The organism is Streptomyces sp. NPDC052064, assembly GCF_055585925.1.
On sequence record NZ_JBVJJE010000017.1, the window covers coordinates 117,866 to 133,148 of the forward strand.

A 15,283-nucleotide genomic window follows, 5' to 3' on the forward strand; every position below is an offset into this window, starting at 1 on the left:
TGTGATGCCCGAGCTCAGCGTCATCGTCCACGGGCCGAATGTTCAGGACCATCTGACCGAGCTCCTCGACTCCCTCGCCGCCCATCCCCTGCCCGACGCCGAGGTGATCGTGGCCGCGGTGGGCGACTGGGCCCGGGAGACGGCCGAGCGGCACACCCCGGACGTCCAGATCGTCCCGCTGCCGGACGGCACGGACGACGCCGCGGCCCGGGCGGCGGGGGCGGCGCGGGCCTCCGGCCACTGGCTGCACTTCGTCCACGCCAAGGACGGCCTGCCCGCCGGCGCCCCGCGCACGGTCGCCGAGCGGGTCGCCGAGCTCCCGGCCGAAGTGGACGTCCTGCTCCTCGACCACGTCCGCAGCACCTGGCGCACCTCCGGCATGCCTTCCCGGGACGGCTCCCTCCTCGCCCGGGCGGGACGGGCCGAGGTCGCCCTCGACGACTGCGCGCCCCTGCTGCGCCTCACCCCGCTGCTCGGCACCCGCGTCCTGCGCGCGGACTTCTGGCGGGCGCACGAGCAGCGGCTCACCACCGACGACGAGCCGTACGCCGCCCTGGCCGCCCTGCTGCTCGCCGACCGCGTCGCCTGCCTGCCGCACGTCGCCTACGAGGACCGCAGGCTGCGCCCCGCGAGCCTGCCCCCGGTCACACCCGAGCAGCGCTACGGCCTCGTGGAGCGCTACGAGTCGCTCCTCGACCTCACCCGGGACCGCCGAACCGCCCACGCCGTGCTGTACGACGTCATGGTCCGCGACTGCCTGCGCACCTTCGCGCGCGGCGGCATGGCGGAGGAGGTCGCGCGGGAGTTCTTCCGGCGGGCGTCCCTGGCCGCCCTGCGCCGCCGCCCCGAGGGCTACCGGCGCCCCACCGGTCTCGAAGGCGTCCGCCGCTCCCTGCTCGAAGAGGGCGCCTACGCCAGGTACCGAGCCTTCCAGGCCGTCAACCGCACCCGCCGCACCGCCAAGTCGGCCGTACGGACGCGGAGGCGGCGGGCCGGCGCCAAGCTCCGCGACCACCAGTACCGCAGGGCGCTCGGCCGCCCGGTCAATCCCCACCTGGCGGTGTTCTCGGCGTACTGGAACCGCGGTGTCGCCTGCAACCCGGCCGCGATCGCCGCGAAGCTCGCCGAACTCGCCCCGCAGATCCACCAGGTGTGGGTGGTGACCGAGGGGAACGCGGCCCTGCTGCCGCCCGGCACCGACCACGTCGTGCCCGGCAGCCGCCGCTACTGGGAGGTGCTGGCGACCGCCAAGTACCTCGTCAACAACGTCAACTTCCCCAACGCGGTGGTCAAGCGCCCCGACGCGATCCACCTCCAGACCCACCACGGCACACCGCTGAAGCGCATGGGCCTGGACCAGATGGCGTACCCGGCGGCCGCGCGGGGCCTGGACTTCCAGGCGCTGCTGGAGCGCATCGACAAGTGGGACTACAGCGTCTCCGCCAACAGCCACACCACGCGCATGTGGGAGCGCGCGTACCCGTCGCACTACGTCTCCCTCGACCACGGCTATCCGCGCAACGACGTCTACTACACGGCCGGCGCGGAGGACATCCGCACGGTCCGCGACAGGCTCGGCATCGCGCCGGGCCGCCGGGCCGTCCTCTACGCGCCCACCCACCGCGACTACGAGGCCGGCTGGACCCCGCGCCTGGACCTCGCCGCCCTCGCCGACCGCGTCGGCGAGGACACGGTCCTACTCGTCCGCGGCCACTACTTCTACGGCGGCGCGGCCTCCCCGCTCACCAACCTGCGCCGCACGGGCCGGATCATCGACGTCTCCTCCTACGACCCGGTGGAGGAGCTGTGCCTGGCGGCGGACGCCCTGGTCACGGACTACTCCTCGATCATGTTCGACTACGCCAACCTCGACCGCCCGATCGTGATCTACGCCGACGACTGGGAGACGTACCGCACCACCCGCGGCGTCTACTTCGACCTGATGGCCGAGGCCCCGGGCCCCGTCGCCCGCACCCAGCAGGAGCTGGCGGAGATCCTCACCACCGAGGCCTGGCACGACGAGGGCGCGGCGAAGACCCGGGCCGTCTTCCGGCGCCGGTTCTGCGAGTACGACGACGGACGCGCCGCCGAACGCGTCGTCCGCCGGGTCTTCCTCGGCCAGGACGAACGGGACCTGCCGCCGGTGCTGCCGATCGAGGAACGCACCCCGGCCCCGACCCCGCAGGAGGCGACCGCATGAGCACCCCCGACGTCACCGTGACGGTCATCGTCTACAACGACGCCGAACGCCTCACCCGCGCGGTCGACTCGGTCCGCCGGCAGACCCACGCGAACGTGGAGATCGTCATCAGCGACGACCACTCGACGGACGAGACCCCGGAGGTGGCACGGCGTCTGGCGGCCGAGGACCCCCGCGTCCGCCACCTCCGGCTGGAGCAGAACAGCGGCGGATGCAGCGCACCGCGCAACCGCGCCCTGGAGACCGCCCGGGCGCCGTACCTGATGTTCCTCGACAGCGACGACGAACTCCCCGACGACGCCGTCGAACTGCTGCTCGCCGCGCACCGCGAACGCGAGATCGACTTCGCGATGGGCGCGGTGCAGCGCGTCCGGGTCGACAACGGCCGCCGCTCGACGTGGATGCCGCACCTGGTCGCCGAGCGCCGCACCCTCGACGGCATCGAGGCCGACCCGCGTCTGCTCTTCGAGCACCTCTCCACCAGCAAGATGTACGCCCGCGCCTTCCTCGACCGGCACGGCCTGCGCTTCCCCGAGGGCATCCACTACGAGGACCAGTTGTTCTCGGCTCAGGCGTACTGCCTGGCCAAGTCCTTCACGATCATCCCGGAGCCGGTCTACCGCTGGTACGTGGCCCCGTTCGCCGCTTCCGAGGCCGCGTCGATCTCCAACCAGCGGCACAAGCTCACCAACGTCCGCGACCGCGTCCACGTCCAGCACCTCATCGACGCGTTCCTGGCGGAGAGCGGGCACGAGTCGCTGCGGGAGGACAAGGACCACAAGTTCCTCAAGCACGACTTCCGGATGTACGCCGGTGACCTGCCCTACCGGGACGAGGAGTGGCTGTCCTCCTTCGCGGACATCGTCACGCCGTACCTGGACACGCTCACCCCGGGTGCGTTCGCCCGCCTCCCCCGCGCCGAACGAGTCGTCATCCAGCTGATCCGCGACCACCGCCTGCCGGAGGCCAGGCTGGCGGCACGGGGCCTCGGTCACGGAGTGGCCCCGAGGCAGGTGACGACGGACGAACAGGGCCGCACCTACTGGGGCGACCACATCCCATCCACGGACCGGTCCCGCCGCGAACTGGACATCTCGGACCTGGAACTGGAAACGCGCCCCTTCCCGAGCGCCCAGTTCCGCCACGAGATCACGGAGATCACCCGAGGCCCGGGCGCCTCGGTCGACCTCACCGTCCGCACGTACGACCCGGCCCTGCGCCTCCCGGTCGGCCCCCAACGCGCGACTCTCCTCATCACCCCGGGCCGACGCCGGCTCCGCGTCCCCTTCCGCCTCTCCCCCGTCCGCCCCGGCATCTTCGAGGGCCACGCCCACCTGGACCTGGCAGCGGCCCCCCTCCCCTTCCAGGGCTTCGCCGGAGTCCGCCACCCGTTGCTCCGCCTGGCACACCAGGGCCTGTCCCACACGGGCCTCCTCCTGGCTCCCCTGACCTTCCCGCCCCTGACGACCCAGGTCCCCCACCACCGCCTGACCCTGGAACCAGAGGGCCACGGCCCGGGCCGCTTGCAGGTCCGCTGGGAACCGACGGGCCTGACGGCAAAGCTGATCCGCCCGGTGACCCACCGAGTGGCAAAGCCCCGGGTAAAGCGGGCAGCACGCTTGGTAGCAAGCGCACTGAAGTAAGCAGTCCCCCTCCCCTGCGGGCGCCCCGTCCCGCTCAGCTGCGGGCAATCGTGCCGCTAAGGGCGATGGGGGTCCCCTCGACCAGGTTCTCGTACAGCGGCCCGTGCCACCGCGGCGGCCGCCTGCGCGGCGAGGACCGCCGGTTAGGTGCGGCCCGCATCGTGCTGGAACACCCAGGTGCGGTAGACGAGGAAGCGGAAGGCGGAGGCCAGCACGATGGACACCGCCTTGACCGCGTTGGACTCGAAGGGACCGGCCAGGCCGAGCCCGTGATACCCGGCGTAGAACAGCCCGCTCTCCATGGCCACGCCGATTCCGCTGAAGACGAAGAAGAGCGCGATCTGGCGCCGGGTCCGCGACGCCCTGTCGCGGTAGGTGAAATACCGGAATCCGAGGTAATTGGTTCCCATGGCGATCAGGCTGGCCAGCACGGTCGCCACCATGGCGGCCCGGTGCAGCCCATGCAGCAGCACGTTGAACACCACGAAGTTCACCGCGACGCCGCTACCGCCGACCAGCACGAAGTTCACCACTTCGCGGACGACGCGCTTCACCGGTGGGGCGGCGGGAGCGACCACTCGCTCCCCGGAGAGATTCACTGTCACGCCCCAAGCCTTAGCCGGAAACAGTAAGTCCTCCGCTCGAAACGTCCTAGGGCACACCAAGAAGAGGCGCCCCGGGGCCGGTACCGGCCCCGGGGCGCCCATGCCGCCGTACTCCTACGAGTGCGTCCGCAGCAGCGTCCTCATCGTCCGCATCGCCACCGACAGGTTCGCGAGGTCGAACGCCTCGGATCCCTGGATCTCCTCCAGTGTGGTGCGGGCCCGGCCGAGGATCGCCGCGTTCTTCTGCTCCCACGCCTTGTAGCGCTGCTCGGGCGTCGAGGTGCCGTTGCCCACCGCCAGGACGTCGGCGGTCAGCGCCGCGTGCGCCGCGTACAGGTCCTCGCGGATCGCCGCGCGGGCCATGGACTGCCAGCGGTCGGCGCGCGGCAGCTCGATGATCCGGTCCATGAGCTGGGTGATCCGCAGCCGGTCGGCGAGGTCGTAGTAGACCTCCGCGACATCCAGCGGCTCCCTGCCCATGCGGTCGGCGATCGAGACGATGTCGAGTGTCGGGAAGGCGGAGGAGAAGCCGGCCACGCGGGTTGCGAGTTCGTCCGGGACGCCGGCGTCCGTCAGCTCGTCGTAGATCTTCTGGTACCACTCCAGGTCCGCGCCGCGCAGCAGCTTCGGCAGCTGCGTCCAGACCTGCTCGACGCGGTCGGCGAAGAAGTCGACGGTCTCGGCGAGCTGAAGCGGCTGCGGCCGGTTGTTGAGCAGCCAGCGCGTGCCACGCTCCACGAGGCGGCGCGAGTGCAGGCGAATACGGGTCTGGACGTCGGCCTCGGCCTTGTTGTCGAGCGCCTCGACCCCGTCCCACACCTCGGCGGAGCGGAAGATCACACGGGCCGCGGTCTGCGCCCGGACGATCTCCTCCAGGGAGGCGCCGGTCTCCTCACGCAGGCGGTGCAGGTACGTCGTACCGCCGGTGTTGACCGTGTCGTTGACCAGGACGGTCGTGGTGATCTCGCGGCGCAGCGGGTGGCCGTCGATACGCTCGGCGAACTGCTCGCGCAGCTCGGTCGGGAAGTAGCAGTGCAGCAAGCCCCGCAGGTACGGGTCGTCGGGCAGCGAGGTGTGCAGCAGCTCCTCGGCGACCGTGATCTTCGTGTACGCCAGCAGCACGGCCGTCTCCGGGCTGGTCAGGCCCTGCCCCTGGGCGAGCCGCTCCCGGATCTGCCGGTCGGTGGGCAGGAACTCCAGCGCCCGGTCGAGGTGACCCTCCCTGACCAGGTGCTTCATGAAGCGCTGCTGGGCGTGGAGCATGTCCTTGGACTGGGCGAGGGCGTTGGCGATCGCAGTGTTCTGCGCGTAGTTGTTGCGCAGCACCAGGTGGCCGACCTCGTCGGTCATCTCGGCGAGCAGCTTGTTGCGCTGCTTGACGGTCATGTCGCCGTCCGAGACCAGGCCGTTGAGCAGGATCTTGATGTTCACCTCGTGGTCGGAGGTGTCCACGCCCGCGCTGTTGTCGATGGCGTCGGTGTTGATCCGGCCGCCGTGCCGCGCGAACTCGATCCGGCCGAGCTGGGTCAGGCCCAGGTTGCCGCCCTCGCCGACGACCTTGACGCGCAGGTCCTTGCCGTCGACGCGGATGGCGTCGTTGGCCTTGTCGCCGACGTCCGCGTTCGACTCGGCCGAGGACTTGACGTACGTACCGATGCCGCCGTTCCACAGCAGGTCCACCGGCGCCTGCAGGATCGCCTTCATCAGGTCGGCCGGGGTCAGCTTGGTGACCTTGGCCTCGATGCCGAGGGCCTCGCGGATGTGCGCGTTGACCGGGATCGCCTTGGCCGTACGCGGGAAGATGCCGCCGCCGGCCGACAGCAGCTCCTTGTTGTAGTCCTCCCAGCTGGAGCGGGGCAGCTCGAACAGGCGGCGGCGCTCGGCGTAGGAGGTGGCGGCGTCCGGGTTGGGGTCGATGAAGATGTGCCGGTGGTCGAAGGCGGCCACCAGGCGGATGTGCTCGGAGAGCAGCATGCCGTTGCCGAACACGTCGCCGGACATGTCGCCGATGCCGACGACCGTGAAGTCCTCGGTCTGGGTGTCCACGCCCAGCTCCCGGAAGTGACGCTTGACGGACTCCCAGGCGCCGCGGGCGGTGATGCCCATGCCCTTGTGGTCGTAGCCGGCCGAGCCGCCGGAGGCGAAGGCGTCGCCCAGCCAGAAGTTGTACTTCTCGGCGACCCCGTTGGCGATGTCGGAGAAGGTCGCGGTTCCCTTGTCGGCGGCGACGACGAGGTAGGTGTCGTCCTCGTCGTGCCGGACGACGTCCGCCGGGGGCACGACCTCGCCGGCCACCATGTTGTCGGTGATGTCGAGCAGCGCCGAGATGAACGTCTTGTAACTGGCCACGCCCTCGGCCATCCACGCGTCGCGGTCGACGCTCGGGTCAGGCAGCTGCTTGGCGACGAAGCCGCCCTTGGCGCCGACCGGCACGATGACGGTGTTCTTCACCATCTGCGCCTTGACCAGGCCGAGGATCTCGGTACGGAAGTCCTCACGGCGGTCGGACCAGCGCAGGCCGCCGCGCGCGACCTTGCCGAAGCGCAGGTGCACGCCCTCGACGCGCGGCGAGTACACCCAGATCTCGAACGCCGGGCGCGGCGCCGGCAGCTCGGGGATGGCCTGCGGGTCGAACTTCATGGAGACGTACTCGTGCGGCTTGCCGCCCGCCGCCTCCTGGAAGAAGTTGGTCCGCAGCGTCGCCTTGATGACGGTGAGGAACGACCGGAGGATCCGGTCCTCGTCGAGCGAGGCCACCTGGTCGAGAGCGGCGTCGACCTCCTCCAGCAGCGCGTCCACGATCTCGTGCCCCGCGCGCTGCCGGTCCGGCGACATCCGCGCCTCGAACAGGGAGACGAGCAGGCGGGTGGTGTGGACGTTGTTGCGGAGGGTGTCCTCCATGTAGTCCTGGCTGAACGTCGACGCGGCCTGCCGCAGGTACTTCGCGTACGCCCGCAGCACCATCGCCTGGCGCCAGGTAAGCCCGGCGCTCAGCACCAGGGCGTTGAAGCCGTCGTTCTCCGCCTTGCCGGTCCAGGTGGCGGCGAAGGCGTCCTGGAACCGTTCGCGGGCGTCGTCGCCGAGGTAGTCCCCGCCGCTCTTGGAGCGCGGCATGCGCAGGCCGAAGTCGTAGATCCAGGCCACGCTGCGGTCCGTGCAGCGCAGCTCGTACGGCCGCTCGTCGACGACCTCGACGCCGAGCCGGTTGAGGACCGGCAGCACCGCCGACAGGGAGATGGCGTCGCCCGTGCGGTAGATCTTGAAGCGGCGCTCCTCGGGGGCGGCTCCCACCGGCTCGTAGAGGCTGAGCGCGAAGTCCTTGCCCTCCTCGGCGTTCAGCTGTTCGAGGTGGACCAGGTCGGCGACCGCGGCGCGCGGGTTGTGGTCGGCCTTGTAGCCCTCGGGGAAGGCGTGCGCGTACCGGCGCATCAGTTCCGCCGCGTGCTCCTCGCCGAGCTCGGCGTTGAGGGCTTCGGCGAAGGCGTCCTCCCAGGAGCGGGCGGCCTCCACCAGCCGGGCCTCGATGCGCTCCTTGTCCAAGTCGGACAGCTCGGGCAGCTCGGTGCCCTGCGGGACCCGGACCACGAAGTGCAGCCGGGAGAGGATCGACTCGGTGTTCCAGGCCGTGAAGTCGACGCTGATGCCGCCGAGCTCCTCCTTCAGGATCTCGATGATCCGCAGACGGACGGCCGTGGTGTAGCGGTCGCGCGGGAGGTAGACGAGGGCGGAGTAGTAGCGCCCGTACTCGTCCTGGCGCAGGTAGAGCCGGAGCCGCCTGCGCTCCTGGAGGTAGAGGACGGAGGTGACGATGGACCGCAGCTCGTCGACCGGGGTCTGGAACAGCTCGTCGCGCGGGTACGTCTCCAGGATCTGGAGCAGGTCGCGCCCGTCGTGGCTGTTGGGCGAGAACCCGGCCTGTTCCAGGACCTCCTCGACCTTGCGCCGGATGACCGGGACCCGCCGCACGGACTCGGTGTAGGCGGCGGAGGAGAACAGCCCGAGGAACCGACGCTCGCCGACGACATTGCCCTCGGCATCGAACTTCTTCACGCCGATGTAGTCGAGGTACGACGGCCGGTGCACAGTCGCCCGGCTGTTCGCCTTGGTCAGGACGAGCAGCTTGTGCTCGCGGGCCTTGGCCCGGGCGTCGGCGGGCAGCCGCTCGAAGGACGGGCTGACCGGGTGGCTCTCCTGGTCGGAGTGGTGCGGGTCGGCGCGCAGGATGCCGAGTCCGGTGCCGGGCACGGCGGCCAGCGAGTCGTCGCCGCGCAGCTGGTACTCGCGGTAGCCGAGGAAGGTGAAGTGGTCGTCGGCCAGCCAGCGCAGCAGCTCGCGGGCCTCCTCGACCTGAGGTCCGGGCAGGTCACCGGGGATGGGCTCGTCCGGCAGCCCCTCCGCCAGCCGGGTCGCCGCTTCCCGCATCTTGCCCCAGTCCTCGACGGCCTCACGCGCGTCGGACAGCACCCGCAGCAGGTCGGCGGTGATCTGCTTCAGATCGGCCCGGTCGGTCTCACGGTCGATCTCGACGTGAATCCAGGACTCGACGTGCGCGTCATGCGGAAGATCGCCCAAGCCGGTCGCGGGAGAGGGCAGCACCTCGATGAGCTTGCCGGTGACATCGCGCCGCACGATGAACTGCGGGTGGATGACGACGTGGATCCCGCGCCCCTGCCGCGTCAGCTCATTGGTGACGGAGTCGACGAGGAAGGGCATGTCGTCGGTGACGACCTCGACGACGGAGTGGCTGCACGTCCACCCGTTCTCCTCGACCGTGGGCGTGTGCACCCGCACGTTGGCCGTGCCCTGGGGGCGGTTTTCGGCCAGCCGGTAGTGCGAGACGGCGGCTCCGAAGGCATCGACCGGGTCGCGGTCGGTGAGGTCCTCCGGGGCCGTGTGCAGGTAGTACCGCTGGAGGAACGAGAGCAGGGACTCGCGGTCCGGGGCCTCCTGGGCGTCTGGGGTCTCCTCGCCCGTCGACCCGGTCGGTAGGTGCCCCCCGACCGGGCTGTTCTCAGCAACCCGGGCGGCCCTCTCGAGCAACTCGGCCTTGGCTTCGTCCAGCTTGGTCTGCATTGTCCTCTGGCTCCTGTCGCGCGCCGTTGCGTGACGTAGAAGGAAGTACGGCCTCTGCGCTTACGACGTCACGCCGTGACACGGGGTATCCGGTCTGTGCCGACGCTATGCCGCAAGGTGAGATGAGCGGGGGTGTCTGAGCCAATCTTGAGCTGCCCCACGAGTGTGAGGCTGCTCTCTGCGACGCCTCGGTCCGGGTGATGCTCGGCGTCCCGGGAGGCCTCGAAGCCCCGTCCCGCCCGCGAAGACCAGCGACCGCCGCCCGGTCACGGATGTGGTCCGTGCTCTCCGGGCGCAAGGCAGGGACGACGACGTCCCCGCGAACTATCGCGCTGATCACGCCACTAAGGCTATCGCTCCTTACAGGGGCCCCGTCATGAGCCGTATGTGTACAAAACCAGGCCTGGAAGTTTGACGTTTTGCACAGTCAGCGCACGTAGCTGCGGGCAATCGTGCCGCTGAGGTGGGCTCGGCGGCACCCCGCTACGCCGCCAGCCGCTCCGCTTCAGCGACCGCTTCCTCCAGCGTGTCCACCACAGGCACCCCCGCTGCCTCCAGACTCGCCCGACTGTGCGACCCGCCGGTATACAGCACAGCCCGCGCACCCACATACTGCGCAGCCACCGCATCATCCGCCGCATCTCCGATCACAACGGTCCGCTCAGGAACCACTCCCCTCAGCGACTCCAGATGCCGCACCATGTGCTCGGCCTTACTACCCCCCGACGGCCCGGTCCGCCCATCCACCCGTATGAAGTGCGGCTCGATCCCGAACCCCCGCACCAACGGCACAAGCTCCTCATGCACATACATGCTCAGAATCGACTGACTGCGCCCGGCCGACCGCCACCCCGCCAACAGCTCCACAGCCCCCATCGTCAGCCCACACGCCACCCGGTGCTCCGCGTAGTACCGATGGAAGATGTCGTCCATGACCTCCCACTCGGCCTCGGTCGGCAGCCGCCCGATCAGCCGCTCATAGAACTTCGGCACCGGCACGCAGTACAGCTCCCGGTACTTCTCCAGCGTCAGCGGCTCCAGCCCCAGCTCGGCGAACGCCGCATTCGTCGCCCCGATGATCGCTTCGATGTCATGGAACAGCGTCCCGTTCCAGTCCCAGACAATGTGCGCGCCCGTCTGCTTCCCCATGCCCTAAAACGTACCCGCCCCCACTGACAATCAAGAGAACGGCGACTCAACGCGCCCCCTGAACGCCAAGAGCACCCGCCCCGGGGCTCAGTTCCCGCGCCCCACCAGGTTCGGAATCTCCTGCGTGGCGAACCACAGCAGCTCGTGGTCCTCCGCCCCGTCCACGACGAACTGCGCGTCGTCGTCCCCACCGTCCGCCGCCGGCAGCGCCTCGGCCGCCGCCGTCACATCCGCCTCCGCGTCCGCGGCGTCGACATGCACGGACGCCGCCTTGGCCAGCGCGACGGCGCCGGCGACCCGCACCTCCCCCAGCGCTGCCGGGTCGAGCCCCCGGTCGGGATCCGCGCTCGCGACCCGGTCGGGCACGTCCAGGGCCACCACGACCCGCCGCCGCGGCGCCTCCGGCTCGGCCGCCAGCAGCCGCAGCGAGGCCAGCGCGGCCCGGCTCAGCGCCGCGTACTCCAGTTCCTCGATGTCGTCGGAGAGGTACCACTCGCGCAGCCCGGGTGTCACGGCGTACGCGACGAACGGCCCGGCTCCCAGCTCACCCGTCTCGTACGCCTCGGCGAGGCCGGGGAGGGTCAGGGGCACGTAGACACGCATGGCTGGCCGCTTCTTTCGTGGTCGTTTCATGGTCGGTGGGCTCCGGAGAGCCTTCAGGATACGTGCGGCGCGTCCCCTTTCGAGTTCCGCCCTGTGCCCCCGGAAACGGCAACTTCAGGCCCGGCATTCACCCGGCGCATCCCCGCCCTGACTGGTTCCACGCTCTCCACACCACCCGGATAGGTGAACATTCCGGCGCCCGCCACCCGACGCCCGCTCCCTTGCCCTTGCCCCCGTCGGCCCCGTACAAGATCACCAACCCGAAGTTACTCCCCGGTATCAACCGGGCCCACGAAACGGGGACCCCCATGCACAAGGTCATGACCAGGGCACAACAGCGCCCGGCCACCCGCCCACCAGCCCGCCGCGACCCACGCCGCCCCGGCGGCAGCGCCACCCCACGCACACCCGGCAGCACGACCCCGGGGAGCCCCACTCCCCGCGCCCCCGGCGGCACCGCCCCACCGCGCACCCCCGGCGGAGGCCCCGCCCGCACGCCGGCAGCCGACGGCCGCCCTCCGGGCCCCGCCCACACCGCGAGGCCCCGTACCCGCCCCACGGACACCCGCCCACCGACGCCCCCGGCCACCCCCACGGCACCCCGCAGGACGCCGCGAACCCCTGCCCCGGCCTCCCGGGACACCGCACCACGCGTCCCGGCCCAGCACCCCCGCCCTCCGGCTCCGGTCCCCCACCCCCTCCCCACCGACCTCTTCGCCGACCTCCTCCTCGCCGTCCTCAGCGGCCACCGCCCCGTCCACTCGATGCTCCGCCACACCCGGGGCCGGGCCTACGACGAACTGGCCTGGCTCGCCGAACGCGGCCCCCTGCGCACCCGGGGCGCCCGCCCCGTCGTCCGGGACATCGGCTACTTCGAACCCCGCCCCGGCGCCATCGAGGCCTTCGCCCGCATCGGCGCCGGCGACCGCCTGCGCGCCATGGCCTTCCGCCTGGAACTCGGCCAGGACCTCCGCTGGCGCTGCACGGCGGTAGAGCTCGGCGGCCCCCGCCCACCCCGCGCAGAGGCCGACTGAGCCGTCTCCCGAGGCCGCGAAGCCACCGATCCACCAAACCGAAGGGCCGGACACCCTCAGGTGTCCGGCCCTTCAAGCCACTACGGTGCCTCAGCGACCGTCACTTCTTACGACGCCCCCGGCTCCGCGCCTGCTTGCGGCGCTCCGCGCGCGTGAGGCCGTCGGCCTCGGAACGCACCGGCTCGTCGTCGTCGGTGGCGAAGTCACCCTCGATGGTGCCGCCCTCACCGTCGACCGTCGGCGCGGAGAAGTGGAGGTTGCGCCGCTGCGGGGCGTCGAGCCCCTTGGCACGGATCTCCGGGCGGGCACCGGCCTGCGCCGGCACCGTGTCGTGCTTCTCCAGGTCGGCCACCGGCTTGGCGTCCTCGACCGGGACCTCCTCGACCTGCTGCTCGACCTGGACCTCCAGGTTGAACAGGTAGCCGACGGACTCCTCCTTGATGCCCTCCATCATCGCGGTGAACATGTCGAAGCCCTCGCGCTGGTACTCGACCAGCGGGTCCTTCTGCGCCATCGCGCGCAGGCCGATGCCCTCCTGGAGGTAGTCCATCTCGTAGAGGTGCTCGCGCCACTTGCGGTCCAGGACCGACAGCACGACCCGGCGCTCCAGCTCACGCATGATCTCGGAGCCGAGCTGCGCCTCGCGCGACGCGTACTGCTCGCGGATGTCGTCCTTGATGGAGTCACCGATGAACTCGGCGGTCAGCCCGGCCCGGTCGCCGGCGGCCTCCTCCAGCTCCTCGATCGTGACCTTGCACGGGTAGAGCTGCTTGAAGGCGCCCCACAGCCGGTCGAGGTCCCAGTCCTCGGGGAAGCCCTCGGCCGTCTCGGCCTGGACGTAGGCGTCGATGGTGTCGTCCATGAAGTGCTGCACCTGCTCGTGCAGGTCCTCGCCCTCCAGGACGCGGCGCCGCTCGCCGTAGATGACCTCACGCTGGCGGTTGAGGACCTCGTCGTACTTCAGGACGTTCTTACGCGTCTCGAAGTTCTGCTGCTCGACCTGCGACTGGGCGGAGGCGATCGCGCGCGTGACCATCTTGTTCTCGATCGGCACGTCGTCCGGGACGTTCGCCATCGACATCACGCGCTCGACCATCTGGGCCTTGAACAGCCGCATCAGGTCGTCGCCGAGGGAGAGGTAGAAGCGGGACTCACCGGGGTCGCCCTGACGGCCGGAACGACCGCGCAGCTGGTTGTCGATCCGCCGCGACTCGTGCCGCTCGGTGCCCAGCACGTAGAGGCCGCCGAGCTTCTCGACCTCGTCCTTCTCGGCCTGGACGGCCTTCTCGGCCCGCTTGAGCGCCTCGGGCAGGGCGTGCGCCCACTCCTCGATGTGCTCCTCGGGGTCGAGGCCGCGCTGACGCAGCTCCGCCTCGGCGAGATCCTCGGGGTTGCCGCCGAGCTTGATGTCCGTACCACGGCCGGCCATGTTCGTGGCCACCGTGACGGCACCCTTGCGGCCGGCCTGGGCGACGATCGTCGCCTCACGGTCGTGCTGCTTGGCGTTCAGCACCTCGTGCTGGATGCCGCGCTTGCTGAGCTGCTGCGAGAGGTACTCGGACTTCTCGACCGAAGTGGTGCCGACGAGGATCGGCTGGCCCTTGCGGTGCTTCTCCTCGATGTCGTCGACGACCGCCTCGAACTTGGCGACCTCGGTCCGGTAGATCAGGTCCGACTGGTCCTTGCGGACCATCGGCCGGTTGGTCGGGATCGGCACCACGCCGAGCTTGTAGATCTGGTGGAACTCGGCGGCTTCGGTCATCGCCGTACCGGTCATGCCGCACAGGCCGGGCATTTCCTTGCCCTTGTGGTCGTGACGCTTGTAGAGGCGGAAGAAGTTCTGGAGCGTGATCGTGGCGAGCGTCTGGTTCTCGTCCTTGATCGGCACCCCTTCCTTCGCCTCGATCGCCTGGTGCATGCCCTCGTTGTAACGGCGGCCCGCGAGGATACGTCCGGTGTGCTCGTCGACGATCATGACCTCGTCGTCGATGATGACGTAGTCCTTGTCCTTCTTGAAGAGCTCCTTGGCCTTGATGGCGTTGTTCAGGTAGCCCACCAGCGGGGTGTTCACCGACTCGTAGAGGTTGTCGATGCCCAGCCAGTCCTCGACCTTGCTGACGCCGGACTCGTGGATGGCGACCGTGCGCTTCTTCTCGTCGACGTCGTAGTCGCCGGTCTCCTCGATGCCCTTGAGCGGCTGGCCGGCCTCGCCGCGCTTGAGCCGCTTGACCAGCTTCGCGAAGTCGCCGTACCACTTGGTGGCCTGGTCGGCCGGGCCGGAGATGATCAGCGGCGTACGGGCCTCGTCGATGAGGATGGAGTCGACCTCGTCGACGATGGCGAAGTTGTGGCCGCGCTGGACAAGCTCGTCCTGGGACCACGCCATGTTGTCGCGCAGGTAGTCGAAGCCGAACTCGTTGTTCGTGCCGTACGTGATGTCGCAGGCGTACTGCTCGCGGCGCTGAGCCGGCGTCATGTTGGCGAGAATGCAGCCGACGCTCAGGCCCAGGAAGCGGTGGACGCGGCCCATCATCTCGGAGTCACGCTCGGCCAGGTAGTCGTTCACCGTGATGATGTGGACACCCTCGCCGGACAGCGCGTTCAGATACGCCGGCAGCGTGCCGACGAGGGTCTTGCCCTCACCGGTCTTCATCTCGGCGACGTAGCCCGTGTGCAGGGCGGCGCCGCCCATCATCTGCACGTCGTAGTGCCGCTGCCCCAGGACGCGCTTGGCGGCCTCGCGGACGGTGGCGAACGCCTCGGGCAGCAGGTCGTCGAGCGTCTCGCCGTCCGCGTAGCGCTGCTTGTACTCATCGGTGAGGGCCCGCAGCTCGGCGTCGGAGAGGTCGACGAAGTCCTCTTCGATGGAGTTGACCTGGTCCGCGATGCGGTGCAGCTTGCGCAGGATCTTGCCTTCGCCTGCACGCATGATCTTGGAGAGGACGGACACGGGGGTTGGTCTCCTTGCCGGTCGGG

Annotated in this window: 8 protein-coding genes; 3 read left to right on the plus strand and 5 right to left on the minus strand. The window is 70.1% G+C overall.

What is annotated here, in order from left to right:
* Positions 1 to 4: 4 nt before the first annotated feature.
* The gene (locus ACZ6TU_RS35735; RefSeq protein ID WP_467667807.1) at positions 5 to 2,200 is read left to right on the plus strand and encodes a CDP-glycerol glycerophosphotransferase family protein; all 2,196 of its coding nucleotides are present in this window, start codon (positions 5 to 7) and stop codon (positions 2,198 to 2,200) included.
* Entirely contained in the window at positions 2,197 to 3,843 is a 1,647-nt protein-coding gene (locus ACZ6TU_RS35740) for a glycosyltransferase family 2 protein (protein ID WP_467667805.1), read from the plus strand. The genes ACZ6TU_RS35735 and ACZ6TU_RS35740 overlap by 4 nt, the downstream gene beginning before the upstream one ends.
* Before the next feature lie 143 nt (positions 3,844 to 3,986).
* On the opposite strand, the gene ACZ6TU_RS35745 is transcribed toward ACZ6TU_RS35740, so the two are convergent.
* From ACZ6TU_RS35745 to ACZ6TU_RS35760, 4 genes are all read right to left on the minus strand, one after another.
* Positions 3,987 to 4,448 carry a GtrA family protein gene (locus ACZ6TU_RS35745; RefSeq protein ID WP_467667803.1) on the minus strand — a complete coding sequence of 154 codons (462 nt, stop codon included), beginning with the start codon at positions 4,446 to 4,448 and terminating at the stop codon, positions 3,987 to 3,989.
* A gap of 114 nt (positions 4,449 to 4,562) precedes the next feature.
* Positions 4,563 to 9,521 carry an NAD-glutamate dehydrogenase gene (locus ACZ6TU_RS35750; RefSeq protein WP_467667801.1) on the minus strand — a complete coding sequence of 1,653 codons (4,959 nt, stop codon included), beginning with the start codon at positions 9,519 to 9,521 and terminating at the stop codon, positions 4,563 to 4,565.
* 483 nt (positions 9,522 to 10,004) lie between these two features.
* On the minus strand, positions 10,005 to 10,670 hold the full coding sequence (locus tag ACZ6TU_RS35755) for an HAD family hydrolase (protein WP_467667799.1): 666 nt from the start codon (positions 10,668 to 10,670) through the stop codon (positions 10,005 to 10,007).
* 87 nt (positions 10,671 to 10,757) lie between these two features.
* The gene (locus ACZ6TU_RS35760; protein ID WP_467667797.1) at positions 10,758 to 11,273 is read right to left on the minus strand and encodes a DUF6912 family protein; all 516 of its coding nucleotides are present in this window, start codon (positions 11,271 to 11,273) and stop codon (positions 10,758 to 10,760) included.
* Between the two features lie 308 nt (positions 11,274 to 11,581).
* On the opposite strand from ACZ6TU_RS35760, the gene ACZ6TU_RS35765 reads away from it, so the two are divergent.
* Positions 11,582 to 12,307, plus strand: coding sequence for an Rv3235 family protein (locus tag ACZ6TU_RS35765; RefSeq protein ID WP_469552994.1), 726 nt, complete (start codon positions 11,582 to 11,584; stop codon positions 12,305 to 12,307).
* A gap of 100 nt (positions 12,308 to 12,407) precedes the next feature.
* On the opposite strand, the gene secA is transcribed toward ACZ6TU_RS35765, so the two are convergent.
* Positions 12,408 to 15,257 carry a preprotein translocase subunit SecA gene (gene secA / locus ACZ6TU_RS35770; RefSeq protein WP_467667793.1) on the minus strand — a complete coding sequence of 950 codons (2,850 nt, stop codon included), beginning with the start codon at positions 15,255 to 15,257 and terminating at the stop codon, positions 12,408 to 12,410.
* Between the last annotated feature and the right edge of the window lie 26 nt (positions 15,258 to 15,283).

Coding starts and splice junctions, on each gene's coding strand:
- ACZ6TU_RS35760 (WP_467667797.1), bottom strand. CDS start 11,273: ATGCGTGTCTACGTGCCCCTGACCCTCCCCGGCCTCGCCGAGGCGTAC.
- ACZ6TU_RS35750 (WP_467667801.1), bottom strand. CDS start 9,521: ATGCAGACCAAGCTGGACGAAGCCAAGGCCGAGTTGCTCGAGAGGGCC.
- ACZ6TU_RS35765 (WP_469552994.1), top strand. CDS start 11,582: ATGCACAAGGTCATGACCAGGGCACAACAGCGCCCGGCCACCCGCCCA.
- ACZ6TU_RS35755 (WP_467667799.1), bottom strand. CDS start 10,670: ATGGGGAAGCAGACGGGCGCGCACATTGTCTGGGACTGGAACGGGACG.
- ACZ6TU_RS35735 (WP_467667807.1), top strand. CDS start 5: ATGCCCGAGCTCAGCGTCATCGTCCACGGGCCGAATGTTCAGGACCAT.
- ACZ6TU_RS35740 (WP_467667805.1), top strand. CDS start 2,197: ATGAGCACCCCCGACGTCACCGTGACGGTCATCGTCTACAACGACGCC.